Source organism: Dokdonia sp. Asnod3-C12 (genome assembly GCF_045063975.1).
In the GTDB taxonomy this organism is placed as follows: Bacteria; Bacteroidota; Bacteroidia; order Flavobacteriales; family Flavobacteriaceae; genus Dokdonia.
In genome coordinates, this window is record NZ_JBEFNY010000003.1 from 467,059 (window position 1) to 489,225 (window position 22,167).

Sequence of the window (22,167 nt, forward strand, 5' to 3'; positions counted from 1 at the left end):
TACTCAAAACTATAACATGAAAAAGTTCTTTACTTTACTCTTTCTCATAGGGGTTACTCAACTTTCACTGGGACAAGAAAAGTATACACTAAGTGGAACAATCACCGATAACTCAAGTAATGAAACCTTAATTGGTGTGAGTATCCTATTTCCAGAATTAAGCGATGGCGTAGTGACAAATTCTTATGGATTCTATTCGATAACACTACCCGAAGGAACCTATCAATTACAAGTAAGCTATCTAGGATTTAAAGATGTAATTGAGACTGTTAATCTTACAAGTGATATACGTCGCAATTTTAAACTAACACCTTCTGAAGAGCTACTCAATGAAGTTATCTTAGAAGAAAAAGTAGAACGAGTACGTATACGCAAACCCCAAATGAGTGTAAACGCTTTAAGTTCGGCTACTATTAAACAAATTCCCGTAGTACTAGGAGAGGCAGATGTTATTAAAGCGATTTTATTACTCCCTGGAGTTACAAGTGCTGGCGAAGGTGCCTCTGGATTTAACGTGCGCGGTGGTGCGGCAGATCAAAATTTGATACTTCTTGATGAGGCTACCATATTCAACTCCTCTCACCTCTTTGGATTTTTCTCAGTGTTTAATCCTGATGCGATTAAAGATTTAAAGCTATATAAAGGCGGAATCCCTGCACGTTATGGTGGTCGCGTCTCTTCTGTACTAGATATTTATCAAAAAGAAGGTAATAGCAAAAATGTAAAAGTAAGCGGAGGAATAGGCGCTGTAGCAAGTAGATTACTTGTAGAAGGACCTATTGTAAAAGACAAAGCTGCGTTTCTACTAGGAGGAAGAGCATCATATGCTCATTTATTTTTACCCTTATTTGATATAGACAACAAGGCATATTTTTACGACCTCAACACTAAGATTAACTATAACATAAACGACAACAATAGTCTATATCTTTCTGGATACTTCGGTAGAGACCTCTTTAGTATTGATGACAGTTTTAAAAATGTCTATGGAAATGCTGTAGGAAACTTACGATGGAATCACATCTTTTCTGATAAATTATTTTCTAACGCCTCACTGATTTATAGTGACTATTATTATGGTTTAGATCTTGACTTTGTAGGATTTGAGTGGAACTCAGGTATCAACAACATTAACCTCAAGTATGATCTTACTCATTACTTAAATGATAAGATGAAGATTTACTCTGGGATCAATAATCTATACTACACATTTAATCCTGGACGTATAAAACCTAATGGACCAGATTCTGGCATTATAGAAGAGCAACTCACAAAGAAGTATGCAAATGAGTTTGCAGCCTACGTAGATGTTGAGCACAAACTATCTAAAGACTTCACTATGGAGTACGGCTTACGTTATAGTAATTTTACTCGTCTTGGTCAAGATGAGATTAATATATATAGAGATAATCAACCTGTTACTTTTGATCCGTTTCTATTGATTTATAAAAGTGAAGATCCTATTGAAACAAACACTTCTTTATCAAGAAGTGATAAACTAGCTACCTTTAACTCACTAGAGCCACGTATCGCTGCATCTTATGCGTTTAATGACGACACTTCTATAAAAGCAAGTTACACGCGACTAGTTCAATATCTTCATTTATTGTCAAATACAAGCTCCCCTACTCCATTAGACATATGGACTCCTAGTGGGCAATTTGTACAACCTCAAAAACTCGATCAGTATGCTTTGGGATACTTTAATAACTTTGAAGTAAAAGACACAGAGTACACCCTTGAAACTGAGGCATTTTATAAAAATATAGATGGTAGAGTAGATTATATTGATGGCGCACAACTTATCGCAAATGATGCCATCGAGCAGGTAGTATTACAAGGTGAAGCAAGAGCTTACGGCCTAGAGTTCTTATTGAGAAAAAATGATGGTGACCTTAAAGGATTTATAGCATACACGCTCTCAAAATCTGAGCAACGTACTCCGGGCAGAAATGAGAATGAGCTAGGTATAAATAGAGGGCAGTGGTATAACACTCCTTATGACAAAACTCATGACATCTCTATGAATCTAAGCTATGAGCTCAGTAAGAAGTGGAAATTTGGTAGTAACTTTCTTTTTCAAACAGGACAGCCTACAAATTTTCCTGTAGGACAATTTGAGTTTCAAGGAATAGTAATCCCAACATATGGTCCTCGCAATGAACAACGATTGCCATCTTACCATAGACTAGACTTAAGCGCTACACTAACTCCTAGTGCAAATGAAGGTCGCTCATGGAAATCCGAGTGGATTTTTAGTCTTTATAATGCCTATAATCGTCGAAATGCTGCTTCAATTAACTTTAGGCGAAATGCAGAAACTGGAAACAATGAAGCTATTAGAACTTCTATTTTTGGGGCAATACCAGCAGTAACTTATAATTTCAAATTTTAAGAATATGAAATATTTATTTTCCATACTCGTACTGCTTTTCATCGCTACTTCTTGTGAAGACGTAGTAGATGTAGATCTTGAAAACGAAGAACCAAGACTTATAGTAGATGCACTTATTAGAATTGATACAGCGCAAAATCTAACAGATGCAACCATAAAGGTTTCTTTATCATCTTCATTTTTTGGAGCTATTGAACCTGCCTCAATAGAAAATCTAGAATTAAGAAAAGAAGACGATGGCAGCACTGTTCCCTATGAACCTATTCCTGGGTCACCTGGAATGTATCGCCCTTTCAGCACGACAACTTCTCCTGTGTCAGACAATAAAATTATCACTAACTGGTTTGAAGACGAAAGTGACTTTCTTTTGTATGTTACTTACCAAGATCAGCTATACCTAGCAAGAACTTCATTTGCGCCTTCTTCTCCTATTGATTCTGTTACTCAGGGCGATGGAGGACTCTTTGATGAAGATGATAAAGAAGTTATTGTTGCATTTACAGATATTGAAGCTCAAGAAAACTATTATATTTTTGACTTCGGTTTTAATGAATTCTTACCTACAGAAGATCGTTTTTATGAGGGACAACAATTTGAGTTCTCTTACTTTTATGATGCAGAAGATACTGGCATTGCAACGGGAGACGAAGTAAACATTAGTATTCTGGGAGCTACAGAAGACTTCTTCAACTACATGAATGGTCTCGTAGAACAAAGTCAGCAGGGAGATAATGGACCTTTTCAAACTCCTACCGCCACCGTAAGAGGAAACTTTCTTAATGTAACTGACATAGATAACATAGACCAGTTTGATAACGTAAATAGACCAGATGCTTTTATCTTAGGCTACTTCTCGTTATCACAAGAATTTACAACCAGCTTCGTTATAGAAGAGTAATTTTCTTTTTACGCTTTCGCGAAAGCGTACTAATAACATACATCTAGATTTTATTTTATTACTTGATTACCTACATTAGCCTTTATGATTAAAAGTATTTTATCCTTTACATTATTTATAGTAACAAGCACGCTTCTATTCTCACAGCAAGATATACCTCAAGACTATTTTGTTAATCCGCTGGACGGCCAGCTTGTCCTTGCCGGAAGTTTTGGAGAGTTGAGGAGTAATCACTTTCATAGTGGTTTAGATTTAAAAACACAAAGAAGAGAAGGACTTCCAGTTTATGCATCTGCGGCTGGTACGGTTACACGCATTAAGATATCGCACTACGGTTATGGGAAGGCAATTTATGTTACTCATCCTAATGGATACACTACCGTTTACGGACACTTGCAGAAATTCTGTGATGAAATAGAAGAATTTGTAAAAAATGCACAGTATAAAAAAGAAAGCTTTGAGATAGAGCTTTTCCCTAAAAAGGGCGAACTAGAAATTGGTCAAGGTGAAATTCTAGCATATAGTGGTAACACTGGAAGCAGCGGCGGACCGCATTTACATTTTGAAATAAGAGATGCAAATGAACGCCCTATGAATCCGTTTTTATTTGGACTTACAGCAAAAGACACGCGTAAACCTACTATTAATGAGCTACGCGCGTACCCTGTAGGAGAAAATGCATCTATTAATCAAAATGCAAGTCCAGTATCTGTGAGACTCACACAAAAGCCTGATGGTAGTTACCTCGCCGAAAATCTCAATGCATATGGAGAAATAGGATTTGCAATAGGTACCATAGATCAACAAGATTTGGCCAATAATAAAAATGGTATTTATGCCATTACCACAGCTGTTAATGGTCAAGAAAACTTTGAAGTAACCATGGATAAATTTTCATTTGCAGAGACTCGCTACCTCAACCGAATGATTGATTATAGTCTCTACAAGGACAAGCGTAAAAGAGTTCAAAAATTATTTATAGAAAAAAACAACCCTTTAAGTATCTACACTAAGCAAGTGGATAATGGTGTGCTGAATATAGGAGATAGTCTCTCTTATCAATATCAAATAAATGTGCGTGACTATGCAGGTAATAACGTAATCATTAACGTACCTATCACTGGTAAAAAAGAAACGATAACACCTGCTGACAGAAGTGGGATAGAAGATTATGTCTATAGTGATCAAGGATACACGTATAATGATGGCAAATTTGAAGTTTATATACCAAAGGGAGCGTTATACGAAGACACTTTTCTCAACTTAAAAACAGAAGGGGATAAACTTATACTGCACGAAGATTTAATTCCAGTGCATAAGAATATTGCTATCTCTTATGACCTGTCTAGTTATAATGAAGAAGACCGCGATAAGCTATATTTAGGTAGAATAGGATACAAAGGAGACGTGTATTATAGCAACACAAGAATTAAGGATAATAAGCTACAGATAAGTACTCGTATACTAGGCGACTATACAATAGGAAAAGATACGGATTCACCAATCGTAAAAGCTGTAAATATTACAAAGGGAAAATGGATGTCTAAATACAGATATCTCAAATTTGAAATAACAGATCTTACTAGCGGCATTAAAGGCTATAGGGCTACTGTAAATGGAAAGTATATTCTACTCGAGTATGACCCAAAGACTAAGCTCCTTACTCATGACTTTAATGACAACGTGGTAACAGACACAGAAAACAACTTAAAACTGATTGTAACAGACAATGTGGGAAATAACACTACATTTGAAACTACTTTCTTTAGAAAATCTGCCTTTTGAAAAACAACTATCTACTCCTACTATTTATATTTCTAGTCACATCTGCTACTAGTCTAGCACAAACCGCAACTATACGCGGTATTGTGGTTGATGATAGAAATACTCCAGTTCCTGGGGTTTCTGTTTCTTATGGAACTGATGGAACAACTACAAATGATAATGGTTTTTACATACTAGAAATACCTTCTGGTGAGAAACTAACTATAAACTTTACCTATGTAGGTTTTAAGAAAATATCGCAACCTTTTAACCTCTCTCCTAATGCTGAAGTGGAGTTTAATCCAGTGTTAAAAGCAGACGTGGAGCAACTAGGAACAGTAATTATAACCGCAACAACACAACAACGCGTTGAGGGTGTTGTTACCATATCTCCAGAAGTTATTAGAAAAACACCGGGAGCAAACGCTGGGGTAGAAAATTTATTAAAATCCTTACCAGGTGTAAGCAACAATAACGAGTTAAGTACGCAATATTCTGTACGTGGTGGAAACTTTGATGAGAACCTTGTATATGTAAATGAGATTGAAGTGTACAGACCTTTCTTAGTAAGGTCTGGGCAACAAGAAGGATTGAGTTTTGTAAACAGTGATCTTGTTCAAAATGTAGCTTTTAGTGCTGGTGGCTTTCAAGCAAAATATGGAGACAAATTATCCTCTGTTTTAGATATAAGCTATAGGAGGCCTACAGGTTTTGCAGCTAGTGTAGACGCAAGCTTACTAGGAGGCAGTATCTCTGGCGAGGGAATAACAAAAGACGGACGTTTTACAGCACTCGCAGGAGTACGTTATAGAGACAATAGCTTGCTTGTAGATGCAAAGCAGACAGAAACAAATTTTAGACCTCGCTTTTTTGACGCACAGACTTTTTTGACCTATAAGTTTTCAAATAAATTCCAATTGGACTTTCTAGGAAATATTGCTGTAAACAAATACGATTATGAGCCACTTACAAGACAGACTAATTTTGGAACCTTAGCAGATCCTATAGCGCTTGTTGTTTTTTATGAAGGCCAAGAAAAAGATAAGTATGAGACCTACTTTGGAGCATTAAAAGGAACCTACGAGCTTAATGAGCATACTACTCTAAAGCTATTAGGCTCTGCATATCACACACAAGAACAAGAGTATTTTGACATTTTTGCAAATTACCGTTTGGGAAGACCTAACACTAATATAGGAGATGAAAATCTAGGAGAAGTAGAATTTACTCAAGGTATAGGGTCTCAACTTACTCATGCACGTAATGATCTTGATGCGCTCTTTATTAATCTGGAGCACAAAGGAACTTACTTAAAAAATGATGATCAGATAGATTGGGGAATTAAATATACTAGAGAGGATATACGCGACCGTCTCGAAGAATATGAAGTAATAGATTCGGCTGGCTTTTCAATTAGACCTCCCATAGGTGATTTTGTAATCCAGCAACCTTATGAAGCTTTTGACGCTCCTCTTGAACCCTTTACAAATATCAGAGCTAGAAATGATGTTCAAATTGATCGCATCTCTGCTTATGGTCAATACAGTAAAAGAATAGATTGGGGAGAACGTGAAGTGTGGATTAACGCAGGAGTACGGGCACAACAATGGACAGTGAGTGGTGAAGGCATAGAAAGCAATACACAAACTATTGTAAGTCCTAGAGCTCAGATAAGCTTAAAACCCGGCGGGAATGAGGATATGATTTTTAGACTCTCAGGAGGGCTTTATGCACAACCTCCACTCTATCGTGAGTTAAGAGATTCACTAGGTCAAGTACGCCCAGAAGTAAAAGCTCAAAAATCTTATCATATTGTAGCTGGACACGATTGGAGCTTTAATATGTGGGAACGTCCTTTTAAACTAGTTACAGAAGCTTACTACAAAGGACTTACAGACGTAAATCCATATACGTTAGAAAATGTACGTATAAGATATAGAGCTACTAATAATGCTACTGCTCAATCGTACGGTCTGGATACAAGACTTAATGGAGAGTTTGTACCAGGAACTGAGAGTTGGATAAGCCTGGGTGTATTGCGCACAGAAGAAAATATAGATAATCAAGGCTATATACCTCGACCAACAGACCAGCGATTAAAGGTTGCTTTCTTATTTCAAGATTATGCTCCTAGTATTCCAAATCTAAAGTTATATATCAATATGGTATATCAAACAGGATTACCAGGGGGATCTCCAAGTTATGCAGACCCATATCAATTTGCAGAGCTACCGAGATTACGAGATTACTTTAGATCAGATATCGGTATAAACTATGTCATCACAGATGCAACAAAACCGTACCCAAAAGGACACTGGCTTCATGTATTTAAAGATCTAACGGCAGGTTTTGAAATCTATAATATTTTTGATAGACAAAATTCGATTACAAATACCTTTGTAAGAGATGCTAGTACGAGACAACAATTTGCAATCCCTAATTTTCTATCACCTAGAGTATTTAATGTAAGAATGTCTGCAAAGTTCTAAATTAGGCAGGAACGCCTTCTAGAAATTCTTTTAAGATTTCTATTACATAATCCACATCGGCTTTGGTGTTATATTTTGAAAATGAAAAACGCACACTAGGCTTTCCTAAATCTTCTCCCGATAAAATTTCTTGTAACACATGCGAGCCCTTATCGCTACCACTTTGACAAGCACTTCCTTTAGAACAAGATATACCTTTCATATCTAGTTGAAATAATAGTAAAAGTGCCTTTTCTGAGGCTATAGGTAAACAAACATTAAGTAAGGTGTACGTACTTTTTTCTGAGTTAGAACAATTACCGTTAAGCTTAGCTTCAGGAATTTCTTCTTGTAGCCTTTCGGCGAAATAGTCTTTTATACCCTTCACATAAGCGCTTTCCTCTTCAAGATTTTTATAAGCATACTCCATTGCTGTTTCTAATCCTGCAATATTATGAACTCCTTCTGTTCCAGCTCTTAATCCTCTTTCTTGCGAACCTCCATAAATTAAAGGTCGTAGGCCGCTATTTTTTCTCACAAAGGCAAACCCTACTCCTTTAGGACCGTGAAATTTGTGAGCAGCTGCGGCAATATAATCTACAGGTATCTTCTGTAGGTCTATATTATAATGACCTATACTTTGTACCATGTCACTATGCACTAATGCTCCATATGACTTACACATAGTCGCCACAGCTTCTATGTCAATCATATTACCTACTTCATTATTAACATGCATTAAGCTCACAAGCGTCTTCTCTTCACTCGATCTTAGCATTTCTTCTAGATGCTTCTCATCCGGTGTCCCGCAGTTCTTGAGGTTTACATACTCTAATTTGATATTATTAGTACGTGCTGCCTCTTCGGCTGCATGAAGTACAGCATGGTGCTCGATGCGCGAAGTAATTATGCGTTGTATTCCTAAATCGCGTGCTGCGCTATTTATTACAAGGTTATCTGCTTCTGTACCACCAGAAGTGAAGAATATTTCTCCAGCAGATACATTGAGAATTTTAGCTACTGTCTTACGAGCATTTTCTACAATACTTTTGGCACTGCGACCTACAGCATGTGTAGAGGATGGATTTCCAGAAACATCACGCATTACTTGCATAATACGGTCAAGTACTTCCTCTCTTATTTGCGTGGTTGCTGCGTTATCAAAATAAACCTTAGACATAAGCGTTATTCATTAGGGATTTGCTTACAAAAATAACCAAAATAACTCGAGACTGCTCGATAGGTGCCTATTTGGTTATTAGAATTTGCAGAGCTCAACGACAATTCTAATAGCTACTTTTTTGAAAGTAAATAACATTTTCGCGAAAGCGTATTTCAATCACTTTGCCCTATTTTTGCACTAAACATTATAACTATGAAGAAGCTCACGCTTTTACTTGCTCTTATATTTTTGATCGTGTCATGTGATGACGGCGACGTTATTGTTACGGAACTTGATTTTGACGATGTTGAGTTACAACGATGTGAGAATGTAAGTGATGTTACTAACTATGTGTTTTATAAAACTAAGTCTAGCACTAATGAGGCGCTTGCTTTACAATTTGAAACAGATGAGCCTTTATTTGAAGAGGTAAATACTTCATATTCTATATTACTTTCTGGAACAGATCAATACTCATACCGCGTATTTAATGGAGATCCAAGCAATTACTTTTGTAATGCGATACCGCCTACAAGTCCTTTAGTTCAAGAAGAGTTTATAAGTACAGATGGTCTGGTAGAAATATTTTCTAGCGGTACAGAAAGCGACGCAGATGCTATACCTTCAGAAATAGAAGACCCTACACTTTTACTAGATACAGATCTTGACGGAATTCTTGATTACTTAGATTTTGATGATGATGGAGATAATGTACCTACTAGACTTGAGGGTGTAGTTTTAAATGAAGATGAGACAGCGATAGATTTGATGTTATCCCGCGATACAGACGGAGATATGATTCCAGATTATCTTGATGACGACGATGATGGCGATGGGATTCTTACAAGAAACGAAGACCTAAACAGAGACTTAAACCCAAATAATGATAAATCTGATCTTGATTTCCCAACAGTTCCAGATTACTTAAACCCAAATATAACTGTAGAAACTGTTGTAGACGTCTATCGTGAAAACGAATACTTTATATCAGATTTAACGCTAGATATCACGATTACTAATACAGTACTTATTAACCCTGCTAACCAGGAAGAATTGCGAAATGAGACATTACAACTACTAGGAACATACTCCGCAGGTGATGTTTCAATAAAAGATACCCCAGTGTTTAATTAAATTACGTATTCTGAAAAATATAGACTTCGGTAGCTCCTACTCCATACTTCTGAAAATCCGCATCATAAAACCTAAGATTATCATACCTACGAAGTAGTGTATAGAGCTCCTCACGGAGCACTCCTTCTCCCACTCCATGTATGAAAACCATCTTAGGGATACGCTTTTTGATAGCAAATTCTAATTGTCTGGTTGCAGTATCGAGTTGAACGGTAAGAATTTCATAATTACTCATACCGCGTTCCCTATCGACTAACTTATGGATATGCAAATCCACCTCAAACATGGGAGCATTGCGCTCTTTAGGATTTACCTTTATTGCTTTCTTTCTTTTTGCCTCTTCTTTTTCTGAAATTACAGAATCTGGCACTACAGAAAGTGCCGCTCTCATACTCTTAGAAACTGCTGGTATAAGCTCGCTTTCGCGAAAATAGGATATAAAGCCATACTCATCTTCTACCGAAACTTCATCATCTTTAATGCGTACCACAACGCCCTCAAAATCATCGTCTAACGCTTGCACTTGATCTCCTAATTTCATAAATTTACAGTCGAATAGGTTTTTAGTCGGTAAAAATATACAATCTATCGAAAATTAAGCAGAAAAGTATCGTACTTACGCTGTCCTATCTACATTTGACTAAGTTTGACCCCAAGTTATAACTAAGTGTAAAGTTTAAATTATGAAAAATCTACTCCTTGTAGCAGTACTCTCTCTAGGATTCTCTGCTCATGCACAACTTTTTGTGAAGCCTACAACCACAGATGCATCTTATGTTTTTGTAAACGATACTTTCATTTATGTTGAAAACGATGTCGAATTGGAGTCTAATAGAACTCTCGCAAATGGCACAACTGAAGGTATACCTAATATTGCGCTGCGAAACAACGCCCAGCTCCTTCAAGGAGAAGGAACTGTTAGTAAAATTAATAAAGGAACGGGAGAAATATCAATCTTTCAAGAAGGTACGGTAAACAACTTTGATTATAATGTATGGGGCTCTCCAGTTGGAATTTCTCGTAATGGAGCAAACTCTCCTGCTCCTGATGGAAATGGAGTATTTTCTTTTAAAGATGGATCAAGTGGATTTATTGAGAGTGTTTTTTTCTTACCGACTTCTGTAACTATTAGTAACCCTGCACTTGGTATATCTGGATTTGATGGAGTGGTTAGTCCAAACACTCTACAAATTGCAAATTATTGGCTATGGTCATATAAATCTGGTACAAATTACGGTGCTTGGGATCATATTACAAATACTGGAGAACTAGATGCTGGTTATGGCTTTACGATGAAAGGTGTATCGGGAACAGATGCAACTGAGATTGCAACAGAAATTGGTCAATTGCAAAATAACCCTGGTAATGCACAACGTTACGATTTTAGAGGAAGACCAAACAATGGCGATATTAATATAGAAGTGGGACCAACATTAGACCCTTCATCACCTGTACAAACATTAGTAGGAAATCCATACTCATCTTCATTAGACCTCAATTATTTTTTACTACAAAACTCTAGAGCCTCTGGTGATCCCGTTACATACTCTGAAAATGTAGGAGGTGAAAACGTAAGCTTTACTAGAAAAAGTGTGATTAATGGAATGGCCTACTTTTGGGATAGTAATCCAGCTGTGATGTCTCATTACTTAGTAGATTATCAAGGAGGTTACGGTACATACTCGCCATTAGGTTCACTTAACAGTAATGGATTATATATGAATGCTGTATTTTATATGTATGATGAAAGTGGAGCTCAAATACCGGGAAGTGATACAGATACTTCAAATCCACAAGTAGCTATATCTTATGAAAGAAGATTTTCACCAGTGGGTCAAGGCTTTTTTGTGACAGGCGCCGAAGTACAAGATGAAAGTACTCCAGGAGTTCCAGAATTAATTTCTTTTAATAATAGCCAGAGAGTATTTGTACGAGAGGGAAATAATTCTGATTTTAGATCTTCACAATCATCTCAAAATGAAGAGCAAACCCCAGGAGTAGGAGTATCTGTATATTATCCAGATGTAAATAATCTGGGTGTTACAAGTCACATAAAATTATCAGCTGGAATCAATGACACATATTCACGAGAACTGGGAATTGCTTTCTTAGACAACGCTACAGAAGGTTATGATGTCGCAATGGATGCACCAACTGTCGACAACTTAGGGTCAGACGTTGCTTTTGTAATTGAAGATGTTAACAACTACGTAATCAATGCTGTACCAAAAGATGAATACCAATGGATTCCTTTATCTATAAAAGCTTCAGGACCTACAGAATTTAAGTTTGCAGTACACTACACAGAAGCATTTGAGTACAACAATGTTTTCTTAGTTGATATGGAAACAGAATCATATCATTCTATCCTAGGTGAAGAAGTTCTTATGATGCTTGAGGATGGTGTTTATGATGATAGATTCTTTATTCGTTTTACTACATCAGCATCGCAAGAGGAAGATGAAACTACTGAGGAAGAAGAAACAACTGAAGAGGAGACAACAGATAATACTGATGTAGCAGATGAAACTGTTGACATAGCGGTAAACGAACAAGATCCATTTATTGAAGAGAGCGTTCTTGAATCTTTTACCATTATACAGAACAACATTAACAACCAACTTGAAATTTATAACCCAAATAATATTGTTGTTGAGGATGTAACTTTATTTGATCTATCTGGAAAAAAGATCTTTAATGAAATAAACCTAGGTGGCCAGAGTGAATATACTTTTCCTACAAGAAACTTGGCAACAGGAATATATGTAGTTAAATTTACAACTCGTGATGGCCTTACAAAAGGTCGTAAAATTAGTATCGTAAATTAAAAGACACCTATGGATCAATACATGTTGCCCTGCCTGAATAAAAAATATTTAGGATTTGAATGTATGGGCTGCGGTATTCAAAGATCCATTTCTCTCCTTTTTAAAGGAGAATTTATAGAAGCATTTTACATGTACCCAGCAATCTATCCTTTGATAGCATTGTTGGGTTTTTTAATGCTCAATCAGTTTACAAATTTAAAATTTGCAAATAAAGGTGTAATATTTTTAGCTATATTGACGGTCGCTACTATCATCATTAGCTACACAATAAAAATGACTAACTAATCAATTAACTAAACATCAAACATTAAAATGGAAAATCGTAAACTGCCTAATGTAACCATATCTCTAGTATTAGGGATTGTATCATTCATAGCTTGCTGCTTCTCTTGGGGAATAGGAGGAGTTCTACTCTCTGGAATAGGCTTATTTTTAGCAAACAAAGACAAGAAAACATACTTACTATCACCTGATAGCTATGATAATTATGGACAGCTTAAAACTGCAAGAATTATCGCTATTATTGGTTTAGTTTTAGGTGTGCTGACACTATTAATGATAGTTATAATGCTCGTTATGTTCGGAGGAATGGAAGGTTTACAAGAATGGCAACAACAACAAATGGAACAAGCTGGAATGGCATCATAGTTGTTCTATACAACAAACACATAAACACGTCTCACGACGTGTTTTTTTTGCCAAATCATGAAAGCAAAAAAGCCGTTAGGATTCATAATCCTAACGGCTTTATATTTTAAATCAAAAAGATCTACTTTTCAAACTGCTTAAGTGTGTTGATAATAATATCAGTACACTCTAATAATTGTTTTTCATTCATTACTAATGGTGGAGCAAAACGAATAATGTTACCATGTGTTGGTTTTGCAAGAAGTCCATTATCACGAAGCGCTATACATATATCCCAAGCCGTTGAGCTATCTTCTGTATCGTTAATCACTACTGCATTTAATAAACCTCGACCACGCACTAAAGTTGCGATAGAACTTGAATCTACAAACTCCTGCATCTTCTCACGGAAAATTGTTCCTAGTTTACGAGCGTTCTGTATAAGGTGTTCATCCCTTACAACTTCTAATGCCGCTGTTGCTACTGCTCCAGCAATAGGATTTCCACCAAAGGTAGAACCATGCTGCCCTGGCTTTATAACCTCCATGATGTGATCATTTGCTAGCACGGCAGATACTGGATAAGCTCCACCAGAAAGTGCTTTTCCTAATATTAAAATATCAGGTTGTGCATAGGTATCCTCTTGCTTCTCACAATGAGACTCACAAGAACAATTACCACAAACTGCGAGTAAACCACCAGTTCTTGCAATTCCTGTTTGAATTTCATCAGCTATAAAAAGTACTTCATGCTTATTACACAAAGCTTGCGCCTTACGCATATAATCATCTGCTGGAGTATACACACCTGCTTCGCCTTGGATAGGTTCTACTAGAAAACCTGCAATATTTTTATGTGACTTAAGAGCATTTTCTAGCGCATCAACATCATCATAAGGTATTTTAATAAATCCTGGAGTATATGGTCCGAAGTTTTTACGAGCACCTTCATCGTTAGAAAAAGAAATTATGGTCGTTGTTCTTCCGTGAAAGTTATTTTCACATACAATAATCTGAGCTTCATGCTCTTCTACACCTTTTTTCTCGTAAGCCCATTTTCGCGCAAGCTTTATAGCTGTCTCTACAGCCTCTGCTCCCGTATTCATAGGTAATAGCTTATCAAAGTCAAAATACTCTGTAGCGTATTTTTCGTACGGTCCTAAGGTATCGTTGTAAAACGCACGCGAAGTAAGCGTAAGTGTTTTTGCTTGTTCTGTCATTGCATTTACAATGCGTGGGTGACAGTGTCCCTGGTTTACAGCAGAATAAGCAGATAGAAAGTCGTAGTATTTTTTTCCTTCTACGTCCCACACATAAACGCCTTCTCCCTTACTTAAAACCACAGGAAGTGGGTGATAATTGTGTGCTCCATGCTTGTCTTCTAGTGCAATTGCCTCTTGTGAAGAAAGTTGATCAACAGTGGCCATAATAATAATATTTTAAAAATAGTAATCTACAATTCCTAATTTGTGCTTAAAGCTAGAGGTAAGAAATCAACCCCATAAAACGTATATGCTTAAATTAATGTATTACATCGAAAAAATAAAACACTTAATCGATATAATTACATGATAAGTGAAATAAAGTAGTCTTCACTTACAGACAGTTTACTTTTGAAAAAACTAAAATAATTAATCAAAATGAACTATCTCAACGATTTACTAAGAAACTTAACGAGCGGTGATTATCTAATCAATGCGCTTATTGCAATACTACTACTTATAGTTGGTATTTTTATAGCAAAACTACTCAAAAAACTCACCGCAAATATTATTAAAAAGAGTGGCCTTGACGAAAAGCTAAAGAGTGAGAATATCACACTGTCGAAATTCATATCAAAACTAGTATACCTACTTGTTATGATATTTGTATTTACTCTTGTACTAGGACGATTAGGACTTACATCTGCGTTAGATCCTCTTAAAAATATGCTTGATGATTTCCTAGGCTTCATACCTAAAATTGTAGGTGCTGGTCTTGTAGGCTACATTGGTTATATGCTGGCCACTATTATTGCTGAGTTTGTTGGAATGTCAGGAGATACTATTCGTAAATTTCTTCCAAAATTAAAAATTTCAACCAAGATTGATGTTGTAAATATTTTAAAGAAGATAGTATTTATTTTTATTTTCATTCCATTACTTATAGTTGCTCTCAATATTTTAGGAATGGATGCTATTTCTATACCTGCTACTGAAATGCTATCGAGCTTTATGGAAGCTATTCCAAAAATTGCCACAGCAGCAATCATACTTATCGCCTTCACTATTGGTGCACGTTTCTTAAGTAGCCTTGTAAAGGATATTCTTAATGGTATGAATATGAATGAAACACTTCAAAAAATCCAATTAGATAAAATGGTTGGCAGTGTAAATGTGGTAAACCTCATAGGTAACATTGTGTATTTCTTTATTGTATTATTTGGTATCACTACAGCCGTAGAAAAACTTGAATTTAGCCAACTTTCAGAAATCCTAGCTACAGTAAATGTTTATGGTGGCAAGATTCTTTTTGGCCTCGTGATTTTAGTGATTGGTAATTGGATCGCTAGCATTGTATATAAAAATATGGCTGTAAAAGAAAATGCATTTTTGGCATCTATTGTACGCATGGCAATTATTGCTATATTTCTTGCAATAGGTCTTAACACGATGGGTATTGCAGATGAAATCATCAATCTTGCTTTTGGCCTTACATTAGGTACCATAGCACTCACCATAGTATTAAGTTTTGGACTAGGTGGACGTGAAGCTGCAGGTCATCATATGAAGAAAATCTTAAATAAATTTGACAATAAAGTTGACTAAACACTAATTAATTTTACTCTTAAGGCTACTTTTTAAATAAAGTAGCCTTTTTTTTGGCCCATGCTTATTACGTAGGTGCTATTCATACTGCGTAGATAGTACTTTATAAAAAACTACTTTTAATCAATTAAGGTTTTGATATAAGTCCTACTTTTGCGCCTATGGGAAGACGTAAACAGAACAGACAGGTTTTTGAAAATATTAGTGTAACAGATGCAGGTGCAAAAGGCAAAGCTATCGGCCACGCGCCAGATGGAAAAGTGATTTTCATTAATAACGCAGTGCCTGGTGATATTGTAAACGTACAAACTACAAAGAAGCGTAAAGCTTATTACGAGGGAACTGCAACAGAGGTTTTAACGCTTTCGCGAAAGCGTACTCAACCTAAATGCGAACATTTTGATGCATGTGGTGGTTGCAAGTGGCAACACATGGATTATAAATTCCAACTAGAATACAAACAGCAAGAAGTAGAAAATAACCTGAAACGCTTGGGTAAAATAGAACTCCCTGAACTTACTCCAATCGCTGGAAGTTCAGAGCAATACTTTTACCGCAATAAAATGGAGTTTGGTTTTTCTGACTCAAAATGGCTTACACTTGAACAAATAAAAAGTGATGAAGTCATTGAAGATAGAAACGCCCTAGGCTTCCACATCGCTGGAATGTGGGATAAAATACTTGATATTGATAAATGTCATTTACAACGTGATCCTAGTAATGCCATACGTAATGGTATAAAAGAATTTGCAACTGCAAATAATATGGCATTTTATAATGCCCGTAATCAAGATGGACTCCTTCGTACATTAATGATACGCACATCATCTAATGGTGAGTTAATGGTTTTAGTTCAATTCTTTAAGGAAGAAACTGAGAATAGAGAATTACTCCTCAACTATATAAAAGACACTTGGCCAGAAATAACTTCGCTATTGTATGTAATAAATAGTAAAGGGAACGATACCATTTATGACCAAGAGGTTATATGCTTCTCTGGAAGAGATCATATTTTTGAAGAAATGGAAGGTCTTAAGTTTAAAATTAATGCCAAATCATTCTACCAAACGAATTCAAAACAAGCTTACGAGTTGTACAAAATTACACGTGACTTTGCTGGACTTAGTGGTAATGAGCTAGTGTATGACTTATATACTGGAACCGGTACTATTGCTCAGTTTGTAGCGAAGAAAGCTAGAAAAGTGATTGGTGTAGAAGCTGTCCCAGATGCAATTGAAGCAGCTAAGGAAAATGCAAAGCTTAATGGCATTGAAAATACAGAGTTTTTTGTGGGTGACATGAAGAAGGTATTCAATACAGAATTTATAAATGCCCATGGCGTTCCAGATATTATCATCACAGATCCCCCTAGAGATGGAATGCACGCAGACGTTGTACAGCAAATTATAAACATATCACCAGAAAAAGTGGTGTATGTGAGTTGTAACAGTGCAACACAAGCACGTGATCTTGCGTTATTAGATGACACCTACAAAGTAACTAAGGTTCAACCTGTAGATATGTTTCCTCAAACTCATCATGTTGAGAATGTAGTGTTGCTTGAAAAGAGATAATATGAAAAAGCTACTTTTAATATTAATAATAGGTGCCAGTTTTGGACAGAGTTCTTGCGAACGAGACGATATCTGTGCAGAGACTACTCCCACTACTCCATTACTTATTATTGAATTTTATGATGTTAATAATCCAACATTATTAAAAGCTCCTAATAATCTAACGGTATCAACAATTGTTAATGAAGAGGTAAACGAAGTGTTAGCGCTCGTAAACCTAGAGAGTATAGAGATTCCTTTACGTACAAATGACGAATTCACAACGTACTCATTTAGCATAAATACTGACGAAGATGATGAAGAAGAAGCCAATACTGATGTATTGAACTTCACATATACCGTCACAGATGAGTTTGTAAATAAAGCATGTGGCTTTAGAGTAGTATATGACGATTTACAAAATACAAATGATCCGCTACAAGATGGAGCATGGATACAAAATATAGATATTGAAAACCCAACGGTTAATGATCAAACTGAAGCACATATTTCTATTTTTCACTAGTATAATTCTCACCGTTTTCACTAGCTCTCTAAGAGCTCAAAAAACGTCTATAGAAAATACTGCTAGTGATTCTATCACTGCACCTACAGACTACTATGGCTTACGCCTTGGTGTGGATATATCTAAACCTATTAGATCTTTCCTTGACGATAATTACAAAGGACTAGAACTCGTTGCAGACTTTAGACTTAAGAAGAATTACTATGTTGCTGCAGAAATAGGTAACGAAACCTGGAACTCTGACCTCCCTAATCTTGAGAATACCACAAGCGGAAGTTACATTAAAGCAGGTTTTAATTATAATACCTATGAAAATTGGTTTGGGATGAACAATCTCATTTATGCAGGTGTTAGAGCCGGTTTCTCTAGTTTTAGTCAAGAGCTAGAGAGTTATACAATCTATACCACTAATCCTGTATTTGGTGATGACACGAGGTCAGTAAGTCAAGAATTCAAAGGCCTTAATGCCACTTGGCTTGAACTCAAAATTGGCTTAGAGGTAGAGCTATTTAGCAACATTTACCTAGGGGTAAATGCACAATTGAAAAGAACTATTACAACTACAGACCCAGACGGCTACTCAAATTTATATATACCAGGGTTCGGAGAACTTACAGAAGGTACTCCTATAGGCGTAGGATATGGATATACACTATCATATCTTATCCCTATTTTCAAAAAGTAATTATTTACGCTTTCGCGAAAAAAGACTACTCCTCTTCCCTTTCTAGGTATTTACCTTTTTTGCTTCCCTCGTACATTTCATACTTGACAAGTCTACTCTCTAAACTACCATTGAAGCATTTAATTTTTCTACTCGGTCTAAGTCCTACATGTTTTAATGATTCCATATTTGATGTAATCATCCAAGCGTGAGATCCAGGATATCTAGATTTAAGAGTGTCTCCTATTTCTTTGTAAAATTCTTCCATCTCAATAGGTAAACGCTCCCCATATGGTGGATTAAAAACTATATGCAAGAAATCATTCCCTTCCTTTTCTGTCTTAAAAAAATTCTCTTCTCTTATAGTAACGAAATCAGATAGCTGAGCATTCTTAACATTCTCTCTTGCTTTCTCTACAGCAGATGGAGCTTTATCATATCCAGTGATGGTGTACCTAAAATCTTTAACTCTTTTTAAAGCAGAGGCTTCTATGAGTTCAAAAAGATCTACGTCCCAATCACCCCATTTTTCGAAAGCAAACTCTTTTCTATTAAGATTTGCAGGAACATTACAAGCTATCATTGCCGCCTCTATACACATGGTTCCAGAACCACACATAGGATCAAGAAAATCTGACTGTCCGTACCATCCGCTCATCATAATTAGCCCAGCAGCAAGTGCTTCATTAATAGGAGCAATATTTGTAGCAGTACGATAACCTCTATGGTGAAGAGAGGCTCCACTACTATCTAAAGATAGCGTACACCAATTATCTTGTATATGTACGTTGAGACGAAGGTCTGGATGCTTTGTATCCACATTAGGCCTAACGTTCTCTTCACGACGGAATTTATCTACAATAGCATCCTTGGTCTTAAATGAGATATACTGAGAATGGGTAAATGTAGGACCGCTTACGGTTGCATTTATTGCAAACGTAGTATTCACGTCCATATATTTACGCCAATTAATTCGCTGCATGCGACGATACAAGTCGTCTTCATTCATCACCCTAAACTCAGCAATAGGTTTTAAAATCTTGATAGCCGTACGGCAGCAAAGATTTGCCTTATACATAAAGCCTTTATCACCTTCAAAAGAAACATTACGTACGCCTATTTGCACATTACCAGCACCTAAAATACGTAGCTCTTCTGCTAATATATTTTCAAAGCCAAAAAACGTTTTGGCTACCATCTTAAAGTTTTGACTTGTCTCGCTCATATACCGCAAAAATACGTTAATTTTATCGCCTTAACACCGCAAAATACCTAACCATTTGTTAGCAATTATCTTACCCATTATCGCAGTTATTATTGGATTCACTATTGCGCTTATTTTTAAGCCTGTAGTAAATAATAGCATCAAGCTTTTGCTTTCATTTAGCGGCGCTTTTCTATTGTCGGTTATCATATTCGAATTTCTACCTGAGGTTTATAGTGAAAGCACAAATAATATAGGTATTTACATTATGGCTGGATTACTCGTTCAAATACTTTTAGAATTTGGTTCTAAGGGAGCTGAACACGGACACATGCATCATCAAGATCAAGGGAGCTTCCCTTTCTTATTATTCATAAGTTTATGTTTACACTCTGTAATTGAAGGTTTTCCCATTGCAGATAATCAAGATTTACTTTATGGAGTGGTCATCCACAAGATTCCAATTGCCATCATTATATCGGCTTTTTTATTTAACTCTAAAATGAGTAATCTAAAATCAGGTATATTTCTAGTTCTTTTTGGATTAATGACACCCATAGGAGCGTTTATGAAGTCTCAATTGATATTTCTACAACAATATAGCACCTATGTAAATGCATTTGTAGTAGGCGTACTATTGCACGTATCTACTACTATTCTATTTGAATCTTCAAAAGATCATCAATTTAATGCCTCAAAATTAGCCGTAATATTACTGGGTATAATAATAGCATACTTTTTATAATGTTCACAAGAGAAGAGTCTAAAGAAATACGAAAACAATTTTGGATTTTCTTCGGGAAGAGATATCCTAAGAAGTGGTTGTTGTATAATACTGGAGTCAAAGATTTAAATCTCAAGTTTGATTTTGATAATGACAAAGCTATAGTCTCTATAGATTCAGAATCTCGTGATGAAATAGATAGAACTTATTACTTCGATAAAATATTGAGTCTTAAAAACCTACTTCTGGACGAAGTATCTCAAAATATGATTTTTGATTCAGACTATATTCTAGAAAGTGGCAAGCTTATCTCAAGAGCATATATTAAATTAGAAGGTGTTAACATTCATAATAAGAATCACTGGCCACAGGTTTTTGATTTCATGTTTGAAAACATGTCCAAACTAGAACTCTTCTACATGGAATATCAGGATTTTATAAAATCCTAATAGAGCATCCTTTCAACACTAGTACAACCTTGATAGTCAAACTTTAGAATAGGAGTACAGCTTCTTACCTCCTTATTAGACATAATAACCATTGTTGTAAATCCTTCTAGATTTGACTATAGATTAATAGTAGACTAGTTATGGCATTCTATTTCACTAAATAATAAATCGCATATCTCGCTTTTAGCAAAAGACTTGCCTAGCTATTTAAATATGACAGTAGCGATTTATGGATATCTGGTAACGGCAAAGAATACAGGTACCTCAAATGGTAATCGTATGTGCTTTGGAACCTTCTTAGATTATAACGGTGATTGGGTAGATACTGTTCACTTTCCTCCTTCATTAAAGAAATACCCTATACAAGGTAAAGCAGTTTATAAGATAACCGGTAAAGTTGTAGCCGAGTTTGATTTTATTACTATTGAGGTATCAACATTAGAAAGACAGCATTATAGATCTGATACTAAAACTACGGCATTCTATAATCCAAAAGGAAGTCCAAAAGAGAGTCATAATCATAGCCCCTTTAAGCTTTTAAAATAAAGTAAGGCAGTGGATTAACATTGATAAATCCCCATCCATATATAGCTTAAGATATTGAAGACATACATTTCCTTGATTTTATGGCATAAAAAAAGCTCCAATACAATAGTTGTATTGGAGCCTTAAAAAGGCGGCGACCTACTCTCCCACGAGTGCAGTACCATCGGCGCTGACGGGCTTAACTTCTCTGATAGCGCAGAGAGTGCTCCCGTTTTTGAAGCGGTCGTTGTAGAATCTTCTTTTAACAATAGCGGATTATACACGGTAGAAGTAATTAATGTTACAGGAGCAGATGTCGCTTCAGCATATGAGTTTGCGATAGATGATGGACCGTTCCAGAGCAGTACAACCTTTACAGGAGTAACACCGGGGACACACACTGTTTTTGGAAGACTAGCCAGTGGTAACTGTAGTATCTC

20 protein-coding genes are annotated in these 22,167 nt (G+C 36.1%); 15 read left to right on the forward strand and 5 right to left on the reverse strand.

The genetic code is table 11. The features are described 5' to 3' along the window. Window positions 1–16 precede the first annotated feature (16 nt). The 4 genes from ACJJVW_RS02130 to ACJJVW_RS02145 all read left to right on the forward strand — a co-directional run bounded on the left by ACJJVW_RS02130 (window position 17) and on the right by ACJJVW_RS02145 (window position 7,546). Complete coding sequence (locus ACJJVW_RS02130) at window positions 17–2,395, forward strand: TonB-dependent receptor (protein WP_405250603.1); 2,379 nt, start codon at window positions 17–19, stop codon at window positions 2,393–2,395. A 4-nt stretch (window positions 2,396–2,399) separates the two neighbouring features. Further along, window positions 2,400–3,293, forward strand: a complete 894-nt coding sequence (locus ACJJVW_RS02135; RefSeq protein ID WP_405250604.1) for a DUF4249 domain-containing protein — start codon at window positions 2,400–2,402, stop codon at window positions 3,291–3,293. Between the two features lie 84 nt (window positions 3,294–3,377). Continuing rightward, window positions 3,378–5,078 carry a M23 family metallopeptidase gene (locus ACJJVW_RS02140; RefSeq protein ID WP_405250605.1) on the forward strand — a complete coding sequence of 567 codons (1,701 nt, stop codon included), beginning with the start codon at window positions 3,378–3,380 and terminating at the stop codon, window positions 5,076–5,078. Next, on the forward strand, window positions 5,075–7,546 hold the full coding sequence (locus ACJJVW_RS02145; RefSeq protein WP_405250606.1) for a carboxypeptidase-like regulatory domain-containing protein: 2,472 nt from the start codon (window positions 5,075–5,077) through the stop codon (window positions 7,544–7,546). The genes ACJJVW_RS02140 and ACJJVW_RS02145 overlap by 4 nt, the downstream gene beginning before the upstream one ends. Window position 7,547: 1 nt before the next feature. Here the strand turns inward: ACJJVW_RS02145 and ACJJVW_RS02150 are convergent, their stop codons facing one another. Next, window positions 7,548–8,705 carry a cysteine desulfurase family protein gene (locus tag ACJJVW_RS02150; protein WP_405250607.1) on the reverse strand — a complete coding sequence of 386 codons (1,158 nt, stop codon included), beginning with the start codon at window positions 8,703–8,705 and terminating at the stop codon, window positions 7,548–7,550. Window positions 8,706–8,900: 195 nt separating this feature from the next. On the opposite strand from ACJJVW_RS02150, the gene ACJJVW_RS02155 reads away from it, so the two are divergent. Then, entirely contained in the window at window positions 8,901–9,821 is a 921-nt protein-coding gene (locus tag ACJJVW_RS02155) for a hypothetical protein (protein WP_405250608.1), read from the forward strand. Window position 9,822: 1 nt separating this feature from the next. On the opposite strand, the gene ACJJVW_RS02160 is transcribed toward ACJJVW_RS02155, so the two are convergent. After that, entirely contained in the window at window positions 9,823–10,362 is a 540-nt protein-coding gene (locus tag ACJJVW_RS02160; RefSeq protein WP_339850297.1) for a Smr/MutS family protein, read from the reverse strand. A 142-nt stretch (window positions 10,363–10,504) separates the two neighbouring features. Between ACJJVW_RS02160 and ACJJVW_RS02165 the strand changes: the two genes are divergently transcribed. The 3 genes from ACJJVW_RS02165 to ACJJVW_RS02175 are packed head-to-tail and all read left to right on the forward strand — an operon-like array spanning window position 10,505 to window position 13,297. Further along, window positions 10,505–12,649 (forward strand): T9SS type A sorting domain-containing protein, encoded by a 2,145-nt coding sequence (locus ACJJVW_RS02165; protein WP_379953336.1) that lies wholly within the window; start codon window positions 10,505–10,507, stop codon window positions 12,647–12,649. A gap of 9 nt (window positions 12,650–12,658) precedes the next feature. Further along, window positions 12,659–12,934: a DUF2752 domain-containing protein gene (locus ACJJVW_RS02170; RefSeq protein ID WP_379953338.1), complete on the forward strand. Its 276-nt coding sequence runs from the start codon at window positions 12,659–12,661 to the stop codon at window positions 12,932–12,934. 27 nt (window positions 12,935–12,961) lie between these two features. Then, the gene (locus ACJJVW_RS02175) at window positions 12,962–13,297 is read left to right on the forward strand and encodes a CCC motif membrane protein (protein ID WP_379953340.1); all 336 of its coding nucleotides are present in this window, start codon (window positions 12,962–12,964) and stop codon (window positions 13,295–13,297) included. A 121-nt stretch (window positions 13,298–13,418) separates the two neighbouring features. On the opposite strand, the gene rocD is transcribed toward ACJJVW_RS02175, so the two are convergent. Continuing rightward, the gene (gene rocD, locus ACJJVW_RS02180; protein ID WP_379953341.1) at window positions 13,419–14,702 is read right to left on the reverse strand and encodes an ornithine--oxo-acid transaminase; all 1,284 of its coding nucleotides are present in this window, start codon (window positions 14,700–14,702) and stop codon (window positions 13,419–13,421) included. A gap of 213 nt (window positions 14,703–14,915) precedes the next feature. Here rocD and ACJJVW_RS02185 point away from each other — a divergent pair, with 213 nt between their 5' ends. From ACJJVW_RS02185 to ACJJVW_RS02200, 4 genes are all read left to right on the forward strand, one after another. Further along, window positions 14,916–16,082, forward strand: a complete 1,167-nt coding sequence (locus tag ACJJVW_RS02185) for a mechanosensitive ion channel (protein ID WP_405223579.1) — start codon at window positions 14,916–14,918, stop codon at window positions 16,080–16,082. A gap of 161 nt (window positions 16,083–16,243) precedes the next feature. Continuing rightward, on the forward strand, window positions 16,244–17,656 hold the full coding sequence (rlmD, locus tag ACJJVW_RS02190) for a 23S rRNA (uracil(1939)-C(5))-methyltransferase RlmD (protein WP_379953345.1): 1,413 nt from the start codon (window positions 16,244–16,246) through the stop codon (window positions 17,654–17,656). A gap of 1 nt (window position 17,657) precedes the next feature. Next, window positions 17,658–18,161, forward strand: coding sequence for a DUF6452 family protein (locus ACJJVW_RS02195; RefSeq protein ID WP_405250610.1), 504 nt, complete (start codon window positions 17,658–17,660; stop codon window positions 18,159–18,161). Further along, a complete protein-coding gene (locus tag ACJJVW_RS02200) occupies window positions 18,124–18,846 on the forward strand; it encodes a DUF6048 family protein (protein WP_405250612.1) in 723 nt (240 codons plus the stop codon). Before ACJJVW_RS02195 ends, ACJJVW_RS02200 begins: the two co-directional genes overlap by 38 nt. Before the next feature lie 25 nt (window positions 18,847–18,871). Here ACJJVW_RS02200 and ACJJVW_RS02205 read toward each other — a convergent pair whose 3' ends face one another. Beyond that, the gene (locus tag ACJJVW_RS02205; RefSeq protein ID WP_405253045.1) at window positions 18,872–20,023 is read right to left on the reverse strand and encodes a class I SAM-dependent RNA methyltransferase; all 1,152 of its coding nucleotides are present in this window, start codon (window positions 20,021–20,023) and stop codon (window positions 18,872–18,874) included. A gap of 82 nt (window positions 20,024–20,105) precedes the next feature. Between ACJJVW_RS02205 and ACJJVW_RS02210 the strand changes: the two genes are divergently transcribed. The 3 genes from ACJJVW_RS02210 to ACJJVW_RS02220 all read left to right on the forward strand — a co-directional run bounded on the left by ACJJVW_RS02210 (window position 20,106) and on the right by ACJJVW_RS02220 (window position 21,748). Then, the gene (locus tag ACJJVW_RS02210; protein ID WP_298330682.1) at window positions 20,106–20,774 is read left to right on the forward strand and encodes a ZIP family metal transporter; all 669 of its coding nucleotides are present in this window, start codon (window positions 20,106–20,108) and stop codon (window positions 20,772–20,774) included. Continuing rightward, window positions 20,774–21,202 (forward strand): DUF4268 domain-containing protein, encoded by a 429-nt coding sequence (locus tag ACJJVW_RS02215; RefSeq protein ID WP_298330680.1) that lies wholly within the window; start codon window positions 20,774–20,776, stop codon window positions 21,200–21,202. Before ACJJVW_RS02210 ends, ACJJVW_RS02215 begins: the two co-directional genes overlap by 1 nt. A 213-nt stretch (window positions 21,203–21,415) precedes the next feature. Next, window positions 21,416–21,748, forward strand: a complete 333-nt coding sequence (locus tag ACJJVW_RS02220) for a hypothetical protein (protein ID WP_405250613.1) — start codon at window positions 21,416–21,418, stop codon at window positions 21,746–21,748. 122 nt (window positions 21,749–21,870) lie between these two features. Here the strand turns inward: ACJJVW_RS02220 and ACJJVW_RS02225 are convergent, their stop codons facing one another. Then, complete coding sequence (locus tag ACJJVW_RS02225) at window positions 21,871–22,128, reverse strand: hypothetical protein (RefSeq protein WP_405250614.1); 258 nt, start codon at window positions 22,126–22,128, stop codon at window positions 21,871–21,873. Window positions 22,129–22,167: the final 39 nt, after the last annotated feature.